The organism is Geodermatophilus sp. SYSU D01045 (assembly GCF_054050295.1).
This window is the reverse complement of the sequence record NZ_JBJGZB010000022.1, coordinates 55020-70552: the sequence shown is the minus strand read 5'-3', so window position 1 is coordinate 70552 and position 15533 is coordinate 55020. Positions and strand designations below refer to the sequence as shown.

15 protein-coding genes are annotated in these 15533 nt (G+C 75.2%); 6 read left to right on the top strand and 9 right to left on the bottom strand.

The window, feature by feature from the left end; all coding sequences use genetic code 11:
• A partial coding sequence (locus ACI798_RS17885) for an NAD(P)-binding domain-containing protein (RefSeq protein WP_457048559.1) occupies nucleotides 1-436 on the bottom strand: 436 nt, incomplete at its 3' end.
• Between the two features lie 130 nt (nucleotides 437-566).
• On the opposite strand from ACI798_RS17885, the gene cysC reads away from it, so the two are divergent.
• The gene (gene cysC, locus ACI798_RS17880) at nucleotides 567-1601 is read left to right on the top strand and encodes an adenylyl-sulfate kinase (RefSeq protein ID WP_457048558.1); all 1035 of its coding nucleotides are present in this window, start codon (nucleotides 567-569) and stop codon (nucleotides 1599-1601) included.
• Here the strand turns inward: cysC and ACI798_RS17875 are convergent.
• From ACI798_RS17875 to ACI798_RS17865, 3 genes are all read right to left on the bottom strand, one after another.
• On the bottom strand, nucleotides 1585-2427 hold the full coding sequence (locus ACI798_RS17875) for an SDR family oxidoreductase (RefSeq protein ID WP_457048557.1): 843 nt from the start codon (nucleotides 2425-2427) through the stop codon (nucleotides 1585-1587). The genes cysC and ACI798_RS17875 overlap by 17 nt on opposite strands.
• The gene (rfbB, locus tag ACI798_RS17870; RefSeq protein ID WP_456941366.1) at nucleotides 2424-3419 is read right to left on the bottom strand and encodes a dTDP-glucose 4,6-dehydratase; all 996 of its coding nucleotides are present in this window, start codon (nucleotides 3417-3419) and stop codon (nucleotides 2424-2426) included. Before rfbB ends, ACI798_RS17875 begins: the two co-directional genes overlap by 4 nt.
• Nucleotides 3420-3557: 138 nt before the next feature.
• Nucleotides 3558-5096: a sugar transferase gene (locus tag ACI798_RS17865; RefSeq protein ID WP_456941367.1), complete on the bottom strand. Its 1539-nt coding sequence runs from the start codon at nucleotides 5094-5096 to the stop codon at nucleotides 3558-3560.
• Between the two features lie 307 nt (nucleotides 5097-5403).
• On the opposite strand from ACI798_RS17865, the gene ACI798_RS17860 reads away from it, so the two are divergent.
• The 3 genes from ACI798_RS17860 (at nucleotide 5404) to ACI798_RS17850 (ending at nucleotide 7340) form a co-directional block, all read left to right on the top strand.
• Nucleotides 5404-5598, top strand: a complete 195-nt coding sequence (locus ACI798_RS17860; RefSeq protein WP_456941368.1) for a hypothetical protein — start codon at nucleotides 5404-5406, stop codon at nucleotides 5596-5598.
• 348 nt (nucleotides 5599-5946) lie between these two features.
• Nucleotides 5947-7029, top strand: a complete 1083-nt coding sequence (locus ACI798_RS17855) for an LCP family protein (RefSeq protein WP_456941369.1) — start codon at nucleotides 5947-5949, stop codon at nucleotides 7027-7029.
• Nucleotides 7030-7208: 179 nt separating this feature from the next.
• Nucleotides 7209-7340 (top strand): hypothetical protein, encoded by a 132-nt coding sequence (locus tag ACI798_RS17850; protein ID WP_456941370.1) that lies wholly within the window; start codon nucleotides 7209-7211, stop codon nucleotides 7338-7340.
• 18 nt (nucleotides 7341-7358) lie between these two features.
• On the opposite strand, the gene ACI798_RS17845 is transcribed toward ACI798_RS17850, so the two are convergent.
• The 4 genes from ACI798_RS17845 to ACI798_RS17830 form a co-directional block, all read right to left on the bottom strand.
• The gene (locus tag ACI798_RS17845; protein WP_456941371.1) at nucleotides 7359-7553 is read right to left on the bottom strand and encodes a hypothetical protein; all 195 of its coding nucleotides are present in this window, start codon (nucleotides 7551-7553) and stop codon (nucleotides 7359-7361) included.
• Nucleotides 7554-7576: 23 nt separating this feature from the next.
• A complete protein-coding gene (locus ACI798_RS17840; RefSeq protein ID WP_457048556.1) occupies nucleotides 7577-8881 on the bottom strand; it encodes a sugar transferase in 1305 nt (434 codons plus the stop codon).
• Nucleotides 8882-9222: 341 nt separating this feature from the next.
• The gene (locus ACI798_RS17835) at nucleotides 9223-10728 is read right to left on the bottom strand and encodes a sugar transferase (protein WP_457048555.1); all 1506 of its coding nucleotides are present in this window, start codon (nucleotides 10726-10728) and stop codon (nucleotides 9223-9225) included.
• A gap of 304 nt (nucleotides 10729-11032) precedes the next feature.
• The gene (locus ACI798_RS17830; RefSeq protein WP_457048554.1) at nucleotides 11033-11704 is read right to left on the bottom strand and encodes a TVP38/TMEM64 family protein; all 672 of its coding nucleotides are present in this window, start codon (nucleotides 11702-11704) and stop codon (nucleotides 11033-11035) included.
• A 68-nt stretch (nucleotides 11705-11772) separates the two neighbouring features.
• Between ACI798_RS17830 and ACI798_RS17825 the strand changes: the two genes are divergently transcribed.
• Complete coding sequence (locus tag ACI798_RS17825; RefSeq protein ID WP_457048553.1) at nucleotides 11773-12984, top strand: glycoside hydrolase family 3 N-terminal domain-containing protein; 1212 nt, start codon at nucleotides 11773-11775, stop codon at nucleotides 12982-12984.
• A 68-nt stretch (nucleotides 12985-13052) separates the two neighbouring features.
• Here the strand turns inward: ACI798_RS17825 and ACI798_RS17820 are convergent, their stop codons facing one another.
• On the bottom strand, nucleotides 13053-13217 hold the full coding sequence (locus ACI798_RS17820; protein WP_456941376.1) for a hypothetical protein: 165 nt from the start codon (nucleotides 13215-13217) through the stop codon (nucleotides 13053-13055).
• A gap of 192 nt (nucleotides 13218-13409) precedes the next feature.
• On the opposite strand from ACI798_RS17820, the gene ACI798_RS17815 reads away from it, so the two are divergent.
• The gene (locus ACI798_RS17815) at nucleotides 13410-15530 is read left to right on the top strand and encodes a SpoIIE family protein phosphatase (protein ID WP_457048552.1); all 2121 of its coding nucleotides are present in this window, start codon (nucleotides 13410-13412) and stop codon (nucleotides 15528-15530) included.
• Nucleotides 15531-15533 lie beyond the last annotated feature (3 nt).

Genomic DNA, 15533 nt, shown 5'->3' with positions numbered 1-15533 from the left:
TCCACGCCAGCAGCACCCCGGGCACCTTCTCACCGAACAGGGCGGCGAGCCCGGCCGCGGTCCCCACCGGGACCGTGGACTTGCCCACCACCAGGTCCCCCGGCTGCACCACCTGCAGCAGCGCCTCGACGGCGGCCTGCACGAACCGCAGGTCCGCGGCGTACTCGCCGTGCTTCTGCGGGGTGCCGACGCACAGGAAGTGCACCCGGGCACCGGCCGCGTCGGCGACGTCGGTGCTGAACCGCAGCCGCCCGGAGGCCAGCGTGGCGCCGAGCAGCTCCTCGAAGCCGGGCTCGTAGAACGGCGCCCGGCCCGCACCCAGCGCGGCGACCTTGCGCTCGTCGACGTCGATGCCGACCACCTCGTGACCGAGCTCGGCCATCGAGGCCGCGTGCACGGCCCCGAGGTAGCCGCAGCCGATGACCGAGATGCGCACCGCCACCCCTCCCGTCCGGACACCCAGCTCCCGAAGTGCACCACGACGACGCCGTGCACGCCGGACGGGACGAGGCGGTCACCTCCCCTCCGGGCGACGGCGGGGTCGGCACCCCGGGCAGGATGACGCCATGCCCGACGCCCGTGCCCGGCTCGACGACGCCCAGGTCGCCGCGGTGGCCCGCTACCGTGCGGGCCTCGCGCCGCGCCCCGACCTCCCGCCCGCCGAGGAGTACGAGGACGCGCAGGGCGTGCTGGTCGCGACGGCGGCCGAGGGCGACCTGACCGTCGTCGAGGTGCCGCGCTGGGAGCCGCCGTCGGCGGTGGCCGAGCGGCTGCACGACCAGGGCTGGACCGACCCCGTGGCCTGGGTGGGGCTGCCGCCCGACGACGTCGCGGGGCTGCCGCGCCGGCTGCTCGCGCTGGTGCCCGCCGCCGGCCTGCCCCCGGACTCCGCGGCGCTGTCGTCCGCCGCCGCCGCCTGGGCGGCCGTCTGCGAGGGCGGCCGGGACGTGGTCGTGGTGCCGGTGCCGGTCACCCCGGACGCGCCGGAGGCCGGACCGGAGGAGCTCGCCGCCGCCCACGGCGCCTCGCTCCTCGGCAGCCGCCCGTGGTCGGGGACGGCGCGCACCGGCGGGACGGTGGTGTTCTGCACCGGCCTGTCCGGCGCCGGGAAGTCGACGATCGCGGCGCGGCTGGTGGAGCTGCTCATCGAGGCCGGCCGCACCGTGACGCTGCTCGACGGCGACGAGGTCCGGCACCACCTCTCCGCCGGGCTCGGGTTCTCCAAGGCCGACCGGGACACCAACGTCCGGCGGATCGGCTGGGTGGCCGCGCAGATCGCCAAGCACGGCGGGATCGCCGTCTGCGCGCCGATCGCCCCGTACGCGGAGGTGCGCGCGGACGTCCGGCGCGAGGTCGAGGCGCAGGCCGGCCCGGGCAGCTTCGTCCTCGTGCACGTGGCGACGTCGCTGGCCGACTGCGAGGCCCGGGACCGCAAGGGCCTCTACGCGCGGGCGCGGCGCGGCGAGATCCCCGCCTTCACCGGCATCAGCGACCCCTACGAGACGCCGACCGACGCCGAGGTGACCGTGGAGACCGCCGGGCGCGACGTCGACGAGTGCGCCCACCAGGTGCTCGCGGCGGTGCTCAGTCCAGCGTCGTGAGGTGGGCCTCGACGGCGGTGCGCCAGTCGCGCGGCGCGAAGCCGGCCGCCTCCAGCCGGGCCAGGTCCAGCACGCTGTTGAGCGGACGCGGCGCGAGGCCGGGCCTGTCGGCCGTGTACCCGGCGGTGCTCACCCGCCGGACGTCGTGCGGGTCGCGGCCGCGGGCGGCGAACACGACCTCCGCGACGTCGGCCCACGACGCCGGCTCGCCCCCGCAGGTGACGTTGTAGGTGCCCGTCGCCCCGCGCTCGACGAGGTGCGCGACGGCGTCGGCGAGGTCCTCGGCGAGCGTGGGCCGGCCGACCTGGTCGGCGACGACGGACGGGCTGACCCCGCGGTCGGCGAGGCCGGCCATCGTCCGCACGAAGTTGCGCCCCTCCCCCACCACCCAGGTGGTCCGCAGCAGCAGGTGCCGGTCGAGCGCGGTGACCAGCGCGTCGCCGTCGGCCTTGCTGCGCCCGTAGACGCTCAGCGGGTGGACCGGCGCGTCCTCCGGGATCGGCCCGGGGTGCCCGCCGTCGAAGACGTACTCGGTGGAGAAGTGCACGAGCAGGAACCCGGAGGCGCGCGCCGCCTCGGCCAGGGCGCCGACGCCGTCGACGTTGACCGCCCGCACCGCGGCCAGGTTGGCCGGGTCCTCCGCGGCGTCGACGGCGGTCCAGGCGGCGGCGTTGACGACCACGTCGACGCCGGACCAGTCGTGCGCGGCGACCGCGGCGGGGTCGCCGACGTCGAGGCCGGCCCGGGTCAGCGCGACCGCCCCGGGGAACCGGCGGGCCAGCGCGCGGCCGACCTGCCCGCCGGCGCCGAGGACGACCGTCGTCACTGGCCGCGCGCGGCGTAGGCCGCCTCCACGCGCTCCTTCTGCGGACCCCACCAGTCCTCGTTGTCCCGGTACCACCGGATGGTCGCGGCCAGGCCGTCGCGGAAGTCGGTGTAGCGCGGCCGCCAGCCCAGCTCCTCGCGCAGCTTGGTGGCGTCGATGGCGTAGCGCAGGTCGTGCCCGGCGCGGTCGGTGACCGAGTCGAAGGCGTCGGCCGGCTGGCCCATCAGCTCGAGGATGGTGGCGAGGACGGTGCGGTTGTCCACCTCGCCGTCGGCACCGATCAGGTACGTCTGGCCGGTCCGGCCGCGCTGCAGGATCTCGTGGACGGCGGCGTTGTGGTCGTCGACGTGGATCCAGTCGCGCACGTTGTGGCCGGCGCCGTAGAGCCGCGGCCGGCGGCCGGCCAGCACGTTGGTGATCTGCCGCGGGATGAACTTCTCCACGTGCTGGTACGGCCCGTAGTTGTTCGAGCAGTTGGAGATCGTCGCCTGCACGCCGTAGGACCGCACCCACGCGCGCACCAGCAGGTCGGAGGCCGCCTTCGTCGACGAGTAGGGGCTCGAGGGGTTGTACGGCGTCTCGGGGGTGAACTTCGCCGGGTCGTCGAGCTCCAGGTCTCCGTAGACCTCGTCGGTGGAGACGTGGTGGAACCGGACGCCGTGCCGGCGCACCGCCTCGAGCAGCGTGTACGTGCCGACCACGTTGGTCTGCAGGAACGGCGCGGGGTCGGCCAGCGAGTTGTCGTTGTGGCTCTCGGCGGCGAAGTGGACGACGGCGTCGCTGTCGCGGACCAGGTCGTCGACGAGCGCGGCGTCGGTGATCGACCCGCGCACGAAGGTGATCGCGTCCCTCACCCCGGCCAGGGACGCCTCGCTGCCGGCGTAGGTCAGCGCGTCGAGGACCGTGACGTCGTGCTGTGGGAAGCGCTCGACGGTCTGGTGGACGAAGTTGGCGCCGATGAAGCCGGCGCCACCGGTCACGAGCAGACGCACGTGTGGTCCTCCTGCAGTAGGTGGGGTCGCGGCCACCCGCGGGGCGACGGGGGCCATCCTGCCCTGCGGTCCGGCCTCGGCGGTCTCCCGGACCGCGCGTGCCCCCCGCGCGGAGGAGGCGGGCCGGCGGCCGGGGGGTCAGTAGGCGCCGGAGCGGCGCAGCACCGCGCGGACGGTGCGCCATAGGATGGCCAGGTCGAGGCCGAAGGACCAGTTCTCGACGTACCGGACGTCGAGCTCCACCGACTCGTCCCAGGTCAGGTCCGAGCGGCCGCTGACCTGCCACAGCCCGGTGATGCCGGGTTTGACCAGCAGCCGGCGGTGCATGTCGGCGCCGTACTGCTCGACCTCCCGGGTCACGTGCGGGCGCGGGCCGACCAGGGACATGTCGCCCTTGAGCACGTTGACCAGCTGCGGCAGCTCGTCCAGCGAGAACGAGCGCAGGAAGCCGCCGACGCGGGTGACCCGCGGGTCGCGGCGCATCTTGAACTGCACGTCGTTGCCCTCGTTGAGCACGAGCAGGGCCTCGATGCGCGAGTCGGCGTCGACGACCATGCTGCGGAACTTGAGCAGGTCGAACTCCCGGCCGCGCTTGCCGATGCGCCGGTGCCGGTAGAGGGCGGGGCCGCGGCTGGTGGTGCGGACGGCGACCGCGACGGTGACGAGGAACGGCGCGAACGCGACCAGCAGGGCGCCCGCGACGGCCCGGTCGAGCAGGGACTTGGCCAGCCGCCGACCGCCGCGGAACTCCGGCTCCTGCACCTGGATGAGCGGGATGGTCGACGTCGGCCGGACCTGCAGCCGGTTGGAGGCCACCTCCACCAGCCCCGGGCCGACGAGGACCTCGACGTTGGTCCCCTCGAGGCGCCAGGCCAGGTCGCGCAGGTACTCCCCCGCGGTCTCGCTGGCCGAGGCCACCACGACGGCGTCGGCGCGTGCGTCGTCGATGGCGCGCACGGCGCCGGCCAGCGTGCCGATCACCGGGACGCCCTCGGCGCGGACGGCGAGAGCCTCCTCCGGCCGCGGCACGCAGGCGCCGACGACCCGCAGGCCCGCGGTCGCGTCCCGCCGCAGCCGGCGGACCAGGTCGGCCACGGCGACGTCGCGGCCGAGGACGACGACCCGCTTGGTCATGAGGCCGCGGCGGCGGGCCGCGTGCAGCCGCCGCCGGTTGAGCAGCCGGCCCAGCAGGGTGGCGAGCACGGTGGTGGGCGCCGCCACGAGCAGGAGCCGGTCGAGCAGGGTCGACGGGAGCAGTGCGGCGGCGACGCCGAGCGCGGTCGTCGCGAGCAGGCCCGCCGTGAGGACGCGGCGGTACTCGTCGTCGCCGGTGCCGAGTCGGCGCTCGGCGTAGGTGCCGGCGCCGGCGAGCAGGACGAGCCACGCGAGGCCGAGCAGGACGGGCCCGGACGCGGAACCGGGGACGGCGCCGGCCGGGAGGAGTGCCGCGAGCCCCAGCCCCGCGGCGACCGCGAGCACGTCACCGGTGACCAGCGCGGCCGTGTAGGACACCAGCCACTCCGGCGTCCGGCGGCGCCGGGCGGAGAAGGGGTCGTAGACGGGACGGTCGAGCAGCGGCCCCGGGACGCGCTCCTCGGCACCGGTCAGCGACAGGGTCCGCACCCGCCGCGGCGCGTCGTCGCCCGGCGCGGGCGGCACGGTGGTGCTGGCGGTCACGCGGTCTCCCCTGGTCGGTCGCGGTCTGTACGCGCCAGCGTCGGCAGCCCGGAGCCGGGACAGAAGGCGAGACGGAGGCGGACCGGGCGTGCAGGGGCTCGTTCCACCCCGTGGGGGGAGACCGGCGCGCACCGGTGACCGTCCGTCGCGGACGGCGTGCCCCGCGGGCACCTCGACGAGGCACGCGGTGTCCGTGGGCCCCGTGGGACGACGGGCGTCCCCGGCCACACCGGCGCCGCGGCCTTTCGGCAGCATCTGCCCGCGTGGCCCGGCCGTCTGGAGACCCGCGTCCCCGTACCAAGGAGCGGTGACCGTCGTCCTCCTCGTCGCCCTGGTCTGGCCGGCCGTGGCGATCGCCGTCGCCCTCGGGCTGGGGCGGGTCGTCCGGCTGGCCGACGGCCGGCAGGCGCCCGGCTGCGGCGACCTGCGCCGCGAGCTCGACGCCGTGCTGGCCGGCCTGGAGGCCGACCTCCGCGCCGCGGCCGGACCGAGGACGGTCTGAGTCCCACCGCACGGACGACGGCGGACCGGGCGCCCGAGGGTCGTCAGAGGGCCGGGCGGACCCGTCCGCAGCGGCAGGCGTAGAGACTCGCGCCGCTGAAGGGGTCCTCCCCGGCCCAGCGGAAGCGGTGCCACAGGCAGCGCCGGCGTCCCACCGCGGGGACGCCGGGGCGCCACTCACCCGGACGGACGGGGCCCTGTGGCGTGGACACGCGCCCATGGTGCCGCACCCGGACGTCCTACGGAACGTCACCGGACGTCGCGCCGTCCCACCCTCCGGGGTGGGACGGGGAGCAGGACGTGCTGTTCCGCGCCTAGCCTCGTGGCAACGACAGTCACGGGGGTCACTGTGAGCGACGAGCAGGAACGCTCGGGGTCCACGCTCGTCGCCGACGAGCCCACCACCGCGGAGCGGCCGCCCCGCCGACGACGGGGGCTGCGGCGCTTCCTCGTCGCCCTCGGCGTCCTCGTCACCGTCCTGGTCGTGCTGGTCGGCGGCGGCCTCTGGTACCTGACCGACCGCTACGCCGGGAACGTCGACCGCGTCGGCGACGTCTTCGCCGGCCTGGACGAGGAGGCCCGGCCCGCACCCGCGACGCCGGCCGAGCAGGCCTCGGCGGAGCCGGTCACCTTCCTGCTGGTCGGGAGCGACACCCGTGCCACGGCGGGTGCCGGCATCGCCGAGGGCGGCCGGTCGGACGCGATCATGGTCGCCCGGTTCTCCGGGGACCGGCAGCACGCGCAGCTGATCTCCATCCCCCGCGACTCGTGGGTGGACGTCCCCGGCCACGGGATGGACAAGATCAACTCCGCGTACGCCTACGGCGGGCCGTCCCTGCTGATCCGGACCGTGGAGCAGCTGACCGACGTCCGCATCGACCACTACGTGGCCATCGACTTCGAGGGGATCATCGAGGTCACCGACGCGCTGGGCGGGGTCGACGTCGTCGTCGCCGAGACCACCAGGTGGGGGCCGTACACCTTCACGGCCGGGGTCAACCACCTCGACGGCGACCAGGCCCGCTGGTACCTGGGACAGCGCTACGGGCTCACCGGCGGCGACTTCGACCGCGTGCGCCGTCAGCAGCAGTACCTCGAGGCGATGTTCTCCCAGCTGTTCACCTCGGACACGTTCACCGACCCCGGCCGCCTCGACGCCGCACTGCTCGCGGTGACCAGCGCCGTCGGCGTCGACGACTCCCTCGGCAACGACGACCTCCTGTCCCTGGCGTACTCCCTGCGGGACCTGCGGCCGGAGAACGTCGACTCCTTCACCGCCCCCGTGCTGGGCACCGGCACGGAGGGGTCGGCGAGCGTGGTCTACCTCGACGAGGTCACCGGCGAGCGCATGTGGGCCTACCTGCGCAACGACTCGCTGTCCCAGAACGCGGACGAGTTCGAGACCCAGGCCCTGCCGGACGTCCCCCGCTGACGAGACCCCCCGTCACCCCCGGCGACCGCTCCCGGTCCACCGAGGTGCCGGTGGTGCACCTGGTGCACCTGGTGCACGGGGGACCGCCTCGTCCTGCACCACGGTCGCCCTCGTCCCGGGCGTCGCGGACACCTCAGGCGTCCGCGATCACCCACCCCGTGGAGACCGAGGATCACGCCGTGGCCTTCCTCCTCGGTTCGACCTGGCTCGCGCTCCACGTGTTCGTGGCCGAGCACGGGCACGTCCTCCTGGCGGCCGCCGCGTGCAGCGTGGCGCCGGCACGAGGCCTGCTGCGCCGCACCGCTGCCTGAGGTCGGGGCCGGCTCTCCTCACCGCCGGTACGCCAGCAGCCCGGCCAGGGACAGCATCCCGGCCGCCCAGCCGGTGACCACGAACACGTCGCCCTTGTGCAGGCCGTGGTCGGCCGTGAGCCGGAGGAGCACCGGCCCCTCGTTGTAGTACTCGCCGGTCACCAGCAGCGCCGTGAAGGCGGTGAGCATGCCGGCGATGACCAGCGCGAACATCCCGCGGAGGACGGCGTCGAGACTCAGCCGCCCTGGCGCCGCAGCACCTGCCCCACGGTCTTCACGACGATCTTCATGTCGAGCCACGGCGACCAGTTCTCGATGTAGTAGTTGTCGAACCGAGCTCGGTCCTCGATCGAGGTGTCCCCCCGGAGGCCGTGCGCCTGCGCCCACCCGGTCAGCCCGGCCGGCACCCGGTGGCGGGCGGTGTACCGGGGGATGTGCGCGGAGAACTGGTCCACGAAGTGCGGCCGCTCCGGGCGCGGCCCGACCAGGCTCATGTCGCCGCGGACGATGTTCCACAGCTGCGGCAGCTCGTCGAGCGAGGTGGCGCGCAGGAACCGGCCCACCGGGCCCAGCCGGTCGTCGTGCTTGATGTTCCAGTTCGTCTGCGACTCGGTGTCGTCCACCGGCTTGAGCGAGCGGAACTTGAGGACCTGGAACGGACGGCCGTCCAGCCCGACCCGCTCCTGCCGGAAGATGATCCCGCGCCCGCCCTCGAGCCTCACGGCGACTGCGCACGCGGCCAGCACCGGGGTGAGGAGCAGGAGCGTCAGCAGGGACACGGCGACGTCCACGAGCCGCTTCGCCCTCCACCACGGGCTGCGGTAGACCGCCCGCCGCCGCCGGACGAGCGGGATGCCCCAGATCTCGTCGGTGTAGCGGTTGACGTCGTGCAGCTCGAACAGCCGCGGGACGACGAAGACGTCGACGTCGAGCCGGTCGCAGGTGCGGAGGATGTCGACGAGCTCGTCGTCGTCCACCCCGCCGTAGGCGACGATGACGTCCCGGATCGCCTGCTCACGGATGACCTGCCCGAGCAGCTCGAGGCCGCCGAGGACGGGGAGGGGCAGCAGGACGGCGGTGTCCTCGGGCGGCTCCGCGTCGAGGAACCCCACGGGGTCGAGCCCGTAGGTCCGGCGCTCCAGGAGCGTGACCGCCACCCGGACGCCCATCGGGCCGGCTCCGATGACGAGGGTGCGGTGCCGGACGAGGCCGCGGCACCGTGCGGTGTGCACGACCCGGTAGGCGACCAGCCGCGCGACCAGGATCGCCGCGAGGAGCACCACGAAGTGCGTGACCTGGCGGATCGGAGGGTCGACCCCGGGCAAGATCGCGAAGAGGGCCACCTTGAACGTCCAGGCGACGACGACCGCCGCCAGGACGTAGGGCAGGTCGTCCAGCAGCGACAGGTTCAGCCGCGACCGGTACAGGCCGGCCCGCCAGAAGACCAGGAGGAGGAAGACCAGCGCGACGGCGTGCACCGGTGGCGAGCCCGGCAGCGTGATGAGGGTGGCGACGGCGAAGGCGGCGACGTCGACGAGCACCAGGTAGGGCCCGACGCCACGCCGGAGCCACCACTTCTCCCTGGCGGGGACCTGCGCGGTGGGCCAGGTCCTGACCGAGTTCGAACTCTCCTCACGCGACGCCGTGTCCACCGAGATGCGACCCGTCCGTCGCGCTGCCTGTCCCGATGCGGCGCCACCCCCCGTGGCGTCGACCATGTCCTCCTCCATCACCGCGCCGAGGGCTCGGCGCGGTCAAGCGATGCTGACACCCCTCGCGGCAATTCGCCATTCCGAGGCCCGATCGGCCTCACCGGAGAATGATTCCGATCAACGCATCACCCAACGGACCTGAATGGTCACGAACTGTTGTCGCGAGGGCCTCAATACGCTCCGGATCCACGGAGGACGGCACCGACGGTCCTCCAGAGGATCATGGCGTCGAAGGCCAGTGACCAGTTCTCCACGTACCGGACGTCGAGCCGGACGGCGTCGTCCCAGGAGAGGTCCGAGCGGCCGCTGACCTGCCACAGCCCCGTGATGCCGGGCTTCACCAGCAGCCGGCGGCGCATGTCGGAGCCGTACTGCTCCACCTCGCGCGTCACGTGCGGGCGCGGGCCGACCAGGCTCATGCTGCCGCCGAGGACGTTGAGCAACTGGGGCAGCTCGTCCAGCGAGTAGCGCCGCATGACCGCGCCCACCCGGGTGACGCGCGGGTCGCGGCGCATCTTGAACTGGACCGCGTTGCCCTCGTTCTGCTCGTGCAGGTCGGGCTCGATCGCGTCCGCGTCGACGACCATGCTGCGGAACTTGAGGACCCGGAACGGCCGGCCGTCGCGGCCGATGCGCTCGTGCCGGAAGAAGACCGGGCCCCGGCTGGTGACCTTGACCAGGACCGCCAGGGTCAGCAGGAGCGGCAGCAGCAGGAGGACGCCGACGCCGGCCGCCGTGCGGTCGACCACGTCCTTGGCGATGCGGCGGACGCCGGTGAACTCCGGCCGCTCCAGGTGCACCAGCGGGAGGCCCGCCACGGGGCGCACGTGCACGCGCGGGCCCGCGATCTCGGTGACCGCGGGGGCCAGCAGGAGCTCCGCCTCGGTGTCCTCCAGGTCCCAGCCGAGCTTGCGCAGCCGGGCGCCCTCCAGTTCGGGCGAGGGCAGCACCGCCACGGCGTCCACCTCGTAGCGGCGCACCACGTCGGCGACCTCGTCGAGACCACCCAGGACGGGGAGACCGTCGAACACGTCGCGGTCGCCGGCCAACAGGGGCAGGCAGCAGCCGATCACCCGGTAGCCGTGCCGGGCCTCGCGCTCCATCTGGGCACTCAGCGCGGCCACACCGCTGCGGTGGCCCACGAGGACCGTCGTCTGCACGTGCCGACCCCGCGCCCGCCGCGCGTGCAGCCGGAGGCGGAGGACCACCCGGGCGGCCAGGGTCAGCAGGGTCGCCAGCGGGAGGGCGACGACGACGAAGCTGCGCGCGACCTCCAGCCTGAACGCCCAGGAGACGGTGCCGACCGTGGCCAGCAGCAGGGCGGCGGCGGAGAGGACCCGTCGGAACTCCTCGGGACCGACCCAGAGGAACCGCTCCTCGTAGGTGCGGGCGACGAGCATGGCGCCGAGCCAGACGACGGGGAGAGCGACGACGAGCGCGGCGCTCGCCGCGGAGCCCATGAGTGGGCCGCCCTCGGGGACGAGCGAGCCGGCGACGCCGGCCAGCAGGGCGGCGGTCGCGTCGAGGAGCGCGAGGCGACGGACGTACGAGTGGCGCCACGCGCGGCGGGCGGCGGTCCCCTCACCGCGGAGTCCGGAGGTCAGCCAGTGCCAACGGCGACCGACCGACCACGCGTCACGACGGACGTCCCCGTCGACGAGTTCCAGCAGGGACAAGTGCACCGACCCCCGTACGACACCGGACGCCCCGCGCCCGGTGGTGTGAATCCCCCGTGACCGCCGGGAACTTCAACGTTCAACCGGCACGGGCGAGGCTAGCGGTGGGCTGGTCGGGAGGGAAGGAGTAGTGCACAACCGGGTTGTGGGCTAGGCAACACCGGTTGTCCCCTGGCGAGCAGATGATCACCGTGGGTGACGACACGTCCTGAGCGCCAGCGCTCGAGCCCCTCGGCGGTGGTCGACGTCACGCCGGCCGGGTTCCCCCGATCCGACGATGCGCCGCGACGGTGCCGGGGCCGTCTCAGCCGGCCTCCACCGGACCGCTCCTGGCCCGCCGCCGGCGCAGCCACACGACGCCGGCCGCCCCGAGGGCGGCCGTGGCGACCACGGCGAACACCCACGGCGACCCGGCGCGCGCGGCCCACGCCCTCAGCCCGGGCACCGCGGCACCCACGCCCACCTGCAGCGCGGTGGTGGGCAGGAGGGCCAGCGCGGTCCCCGCGGTGTAGGCCCGGAACGGCACGGCGGACAGCCCCGCCGCGTGGCTCAGCACGGCGAACGGCGCCATGGGCAGCACCCGCGCGACGAGGACGGTGACGAAGCCCCGGCCGGCCACCGCCCGGTCGACGGCGGCCAGCCGCGACCCGGCCAGGCGCACGGCGGTCTCGCGCCCGAGGGAGCGGGACAGGCCGAAGGCGGCCGTCGCGCCCAGCAGCCCCCCGGCGTAGGCCACGGCCGCGCCGGTCCAGAACCCGAGGACGACGCCGAGCAGCACGCACAGCGCCGACCGGGGCACCGGACCGACCAGCAGGGCCCCCTTGCCGAGAGCCAGCAGGACGAGCCCCGCCACCCCGGCACCCTCGACCCAGCGGCGCACCGTGCCGACGTCGGGCAGCTCGACGGTCAGCGCGACGACGGTGCCGGCGACGAGGACGGCGAGCAGCACGCCCACCCGCACCCACGTCGTCCGCACCGCCCCATGGTCGCCCACGCCCCGACGGGCACACTGGAGGCACCGCCGTCGCCGCCCCCAGGAGACCGATGCGCCCGCCCGCCCGGACCCGCCCGGCCGTCCTGCTCGCGCTCCTCTGCCTGGTCCTCGCCGCCTGCTCCGGCTCCTCGGGCACCCCGTCGGGGACCAGCAGCACGGAGCCGGGCAGCCCGTCGAGCGGCACGGCCACGACGACCCCGGTGGAGCCGACGACGCCGCCCGCGGACGCGGTCGACCAGCAGGTCGACGCGGCCCTGGCCGGGATGGACCGCCGGGCGCAGGTGGCACAGCTGTTCGTCGTCGGCGTCCGGCTCGAGGACCTCTCCCCCGGCGACGCCCTGGTCGCCGATGGCGTGGGCGGCGTCTTCCTCGCCGGCCGCTCGCGCGCCGGCGCCACGGACCTCGCCGCCGTCACCGGGCGCTGGACGGGGGCCGCGCCCGGTCCGCGGCCCTGGGTCGCCGTCGACCAGGAGGGTGGGCAGGTGCAGTCGCTCCAGGGCCCCGGCTTCGACCGGCTGCCCCCCGCGGCCGAGCAGGGACAGCTCCCGCCCGAGCAGCTCGCCGCCCTCGCCGGCACCCTCGGCGCCCAGCTCGCCGCGGCCGGGATCGACCTGGACCTCGCGCCGGTGGCCGACGTCGTCCCGGCCGGCACCGAGGCCGCCAACGACCCGATCGGCGCCTTCGGCCGCCAGTACGGGAACACCGCGGCCGACGTCGTCGCCGACGTGCGCACCGTGGTCGACGGCCTGGCCGCCCACGGCGTCACCGCGACGCTCAAGCACTTCCCCGGCCTCGGGCTGGTCGACGCCAACACCGACGAGGTCGCCGGCGTGACCGACGACGTGACCACCGCGGACAGCGAGCAGGTGGCGGCGTTCGGCGAGCTCGCCCGCTCCGGCGCCGACCCGTTCGTGATGGTCTCCTCGGCCACCTACCCCCGGCTGGACCCCGCCGCGCCGGCCACCTTCTCGCGGCAGGTCGTCACGACGCTGCTGCGCGGCTTCCTCGGCTTCGACGGCGTGGTCATCACCGACGACGTCGGTGCGGCGGCGGCGTTCGAGGACGTGCCGCCCGGCGACCGCGCCGTCCGCTTCCTCGAGGCCGGCGGCACGCTCGTGCTCACCGTGACCGAGGACGTCTACCCCGAGATGCGCGACGCCGTCCTCGCCCGCGCCGAGGCCGACCCGGGGTTCTCGGCCACCGTGGACGCCGCCGTCCGCACCGCGCTCACCGCCAAGGCGGAGGCCGGCCTGCTGGGGTGACCGCCCGCGCCGGGGCGGCGGCCCGCACCGTCGTCCGCCACCGCGGGACGCGCCGGGCGGTCCCGCGCTCAGGAGACCCGGCGTCCCCCGGGCGGCGTCCGGCCGTCGTCACGGACCCTCCGGGCCTCCCGGGCCTCCCGCCGGTCGGCCGCGCGGATCACCCGCCCGACGACCACCGAGACGACGACCGCGACCGCGGCCCACAACACCAGCGCCCACACCCACCACGGCACGACTCCCCCAGCCGACGGACAGGCCCCCGTGGCCACACGGGACGGCTACCCACGGAACGGGAGGCAACACGTCCGGTGGCGACTCGCGCCGAACACGCTCCCTGTGATCTCCGTCGGACGCGTTGCTCGAGCAGAGGATAGGCCGGGGTACACAGGATCGGGACCGCGTCTCGAATCACCGGAAAGGGCACCGTGGGGGACCGAGAAGGGGTCGGGCGGCGGGAGAGCGGCCCGGCGCACCGGCACGTCGACGAGATCGCCTCGGCACTGCGCGGTGAACTGGCGCTGCAGGCCGCCGGCATCGGCACCTTCGACTGGGACCTGACCACCGGCGTCCTCGACTGGGACGAGCGCCTCGTGGCGCTGTTCGGATACGACGGCGCGAGCTTCGACCGCAGCATCGAGGGCTTCACCGCCCGGCTGCACCCGGACGACCGCGACGAGGTCGTGGCCGCGCTGCAGGCCGCCGTCGACGAGTGCGGCGACTTCAGCGCGCTGTACCGCATCGCCCTCCCCGGCGGCGCCGTCCGCTGGATCTCCGCCCAGGGCCGCGCGCTGAGCGGACCGGACGGGGGAGCCACCCGGTTGCTCGGCGCCGCCTACGACGTCACCGACCAGCGCGGCGAGTCCCTCGGCGTCACCCAGGTCCTCGAGGCCATGCCCGCCGGCTTCTACTCGCTGAGCCCCGACTGGCGCTTCACCCACCTCAACGCCGAGGCCGAGCGGCTGCTGGGCCGCCGCCGCGAGGACCTGCTCGGCGAGGTCATCTGGGAGGCCTTCCCCGCGGCCGTGAGCTCGGTGTTCGAGGAGAGCTACCGCCGCGCGGTGGAGACCCGCCGGCCGGTCTCCTTCGACGCGTACTACCCCGCCCCGCTCGACGGCTGGTACGAGCTGCGCGCCTGGCCGACCGCGGAGGGCCTGTCGGTCTACTTCATCGAGGTCACCGACCGGGTCCGCGCCCAGGAGGAGCTCCGCCGTGCCGCCGAGCGGACGCTCACCGTGGCCCGGATCAGCACCGAGCTGGCGGGGTCCATGGACGCCGAGGTCGCCACCGGCCAGGTGCCCCGCATGGTGGTGCCCACGCTCGCCGACGCCTGCATCGTCAGCGTCCTCGACGACCACGGCCGCACCCGAAGCGTGAGCTCCTGGCACGCCGACGAGGCCTCCCGCGCGCTGCTGCAGGAGTACGCCCTGTCCCGAGCGGCCGCGCTGCCCGGCATCCCCGCCGTCAGCCACGTGTTCGCGACGGGCGAGCCCCTGCAGCTGACCGGCGAGCAGACCCTCGCCACCACCCCGCCCGGCGAGCCGCACGCGCTGCTGTCCCGGCTGGCGCCGAGCGCGGCGCTGGCCCTCCCCCTGCGCGGGCGCGGCCACACCCTCGGCCTGGTCTCCCTGCTCTACACCGGCGGCCGCGTCCCGACCGCGGAGGAGGTCGCCACCCTCCGCGACGTGGCCGAGCGCCTCGGCATGGCCCTCGACAACGCCCGGCTCTACGGCGAGCAGCGGCAGCTGGCCCTGCAGCTGCAGCGGTCGATGCTCACCGCCCCGCCCGAGCCCGACCACGCCGAGATCGTCGTCCGGTACGCCCCCGCCGCCCAGGCGGCCGCCGTCGGCGGCGACTGGTACGACGCGTTCCTGCAGGCCGACGGCGCCACCACGCTGGTCATCGGCGACGTCGTCGGGCACGACACCGCGGCCGCCGCGACGATGGGCCAGCTGCGCAGCCTGGTCCGCGGCATCGCCGTCGCCACCGGGGCCGGGCCGGCCGCGGTGCTGCGCGACCTCGACCGCGCCATGGCGGTGCTGGGCTTCGACACCCTCGCCACCGCGGCGGTCGCCCGGCTCGAGCAGGAGCCCGGGGAGATCGACCGCGGCACCACCCGGATGCGCTGGTCCAACGCCGGACACACCCCGCCGGTCCTGCTCACGGCCGGCGGGGAGGTGCAGGTCCTCGCGGGCGAGCGGGCCGACCGGCTGCTCGGCGTCGACCCGGAGGTGCCGCGGCGCGAGTCCGTCGTGGAGCTGGAGCGCGGCACGACCGTCCTGCTCTACACCGACGGACTGGTCGAGCGGCGCGACGCCGACCTCGACGCCGGCCTCGCCCGGCTCACCGCCACCCTGGCCGAGCTCGGCGACCGGCCACTGCAGGAACTGTGCGACCTGCTCGTCGAGCGCATGGTCGACGGCCACCCGGACGACGACGTCGCGCTCGTCGCCGTCCGCCTGCACCGGCAGGACCGGCCGCGCCCGGACGTCGCCGGGCCGGCCGACGTGCCCGACGCCGTCCCCCCGGACCCGGCCACGCCCGCCTGACCT

Coding starts and splice junctions, on each gene's coding strand:
- cysC (WP_457048558.1), top strand. CDS start 567: ATGCCCGACGCCCGTGCCCGGCTCGACGACGCCCAGGTCGCCGCGGTG.
- ACI798_RS17845 (WP_456941371.1), bottom strand. CDS start 7,553: ATGTTCGCGCTGGTCATCGCCGGCATGCTCACCGCCTTCACGGCGCTG.
- ACI798_RS17825 (WP_457048553.1), top strand. CDS start 11,773: ATGCGCCCGCCCGCCCGGACCCGCCCGGCCGTCCTGCTCGCGCTCCTC.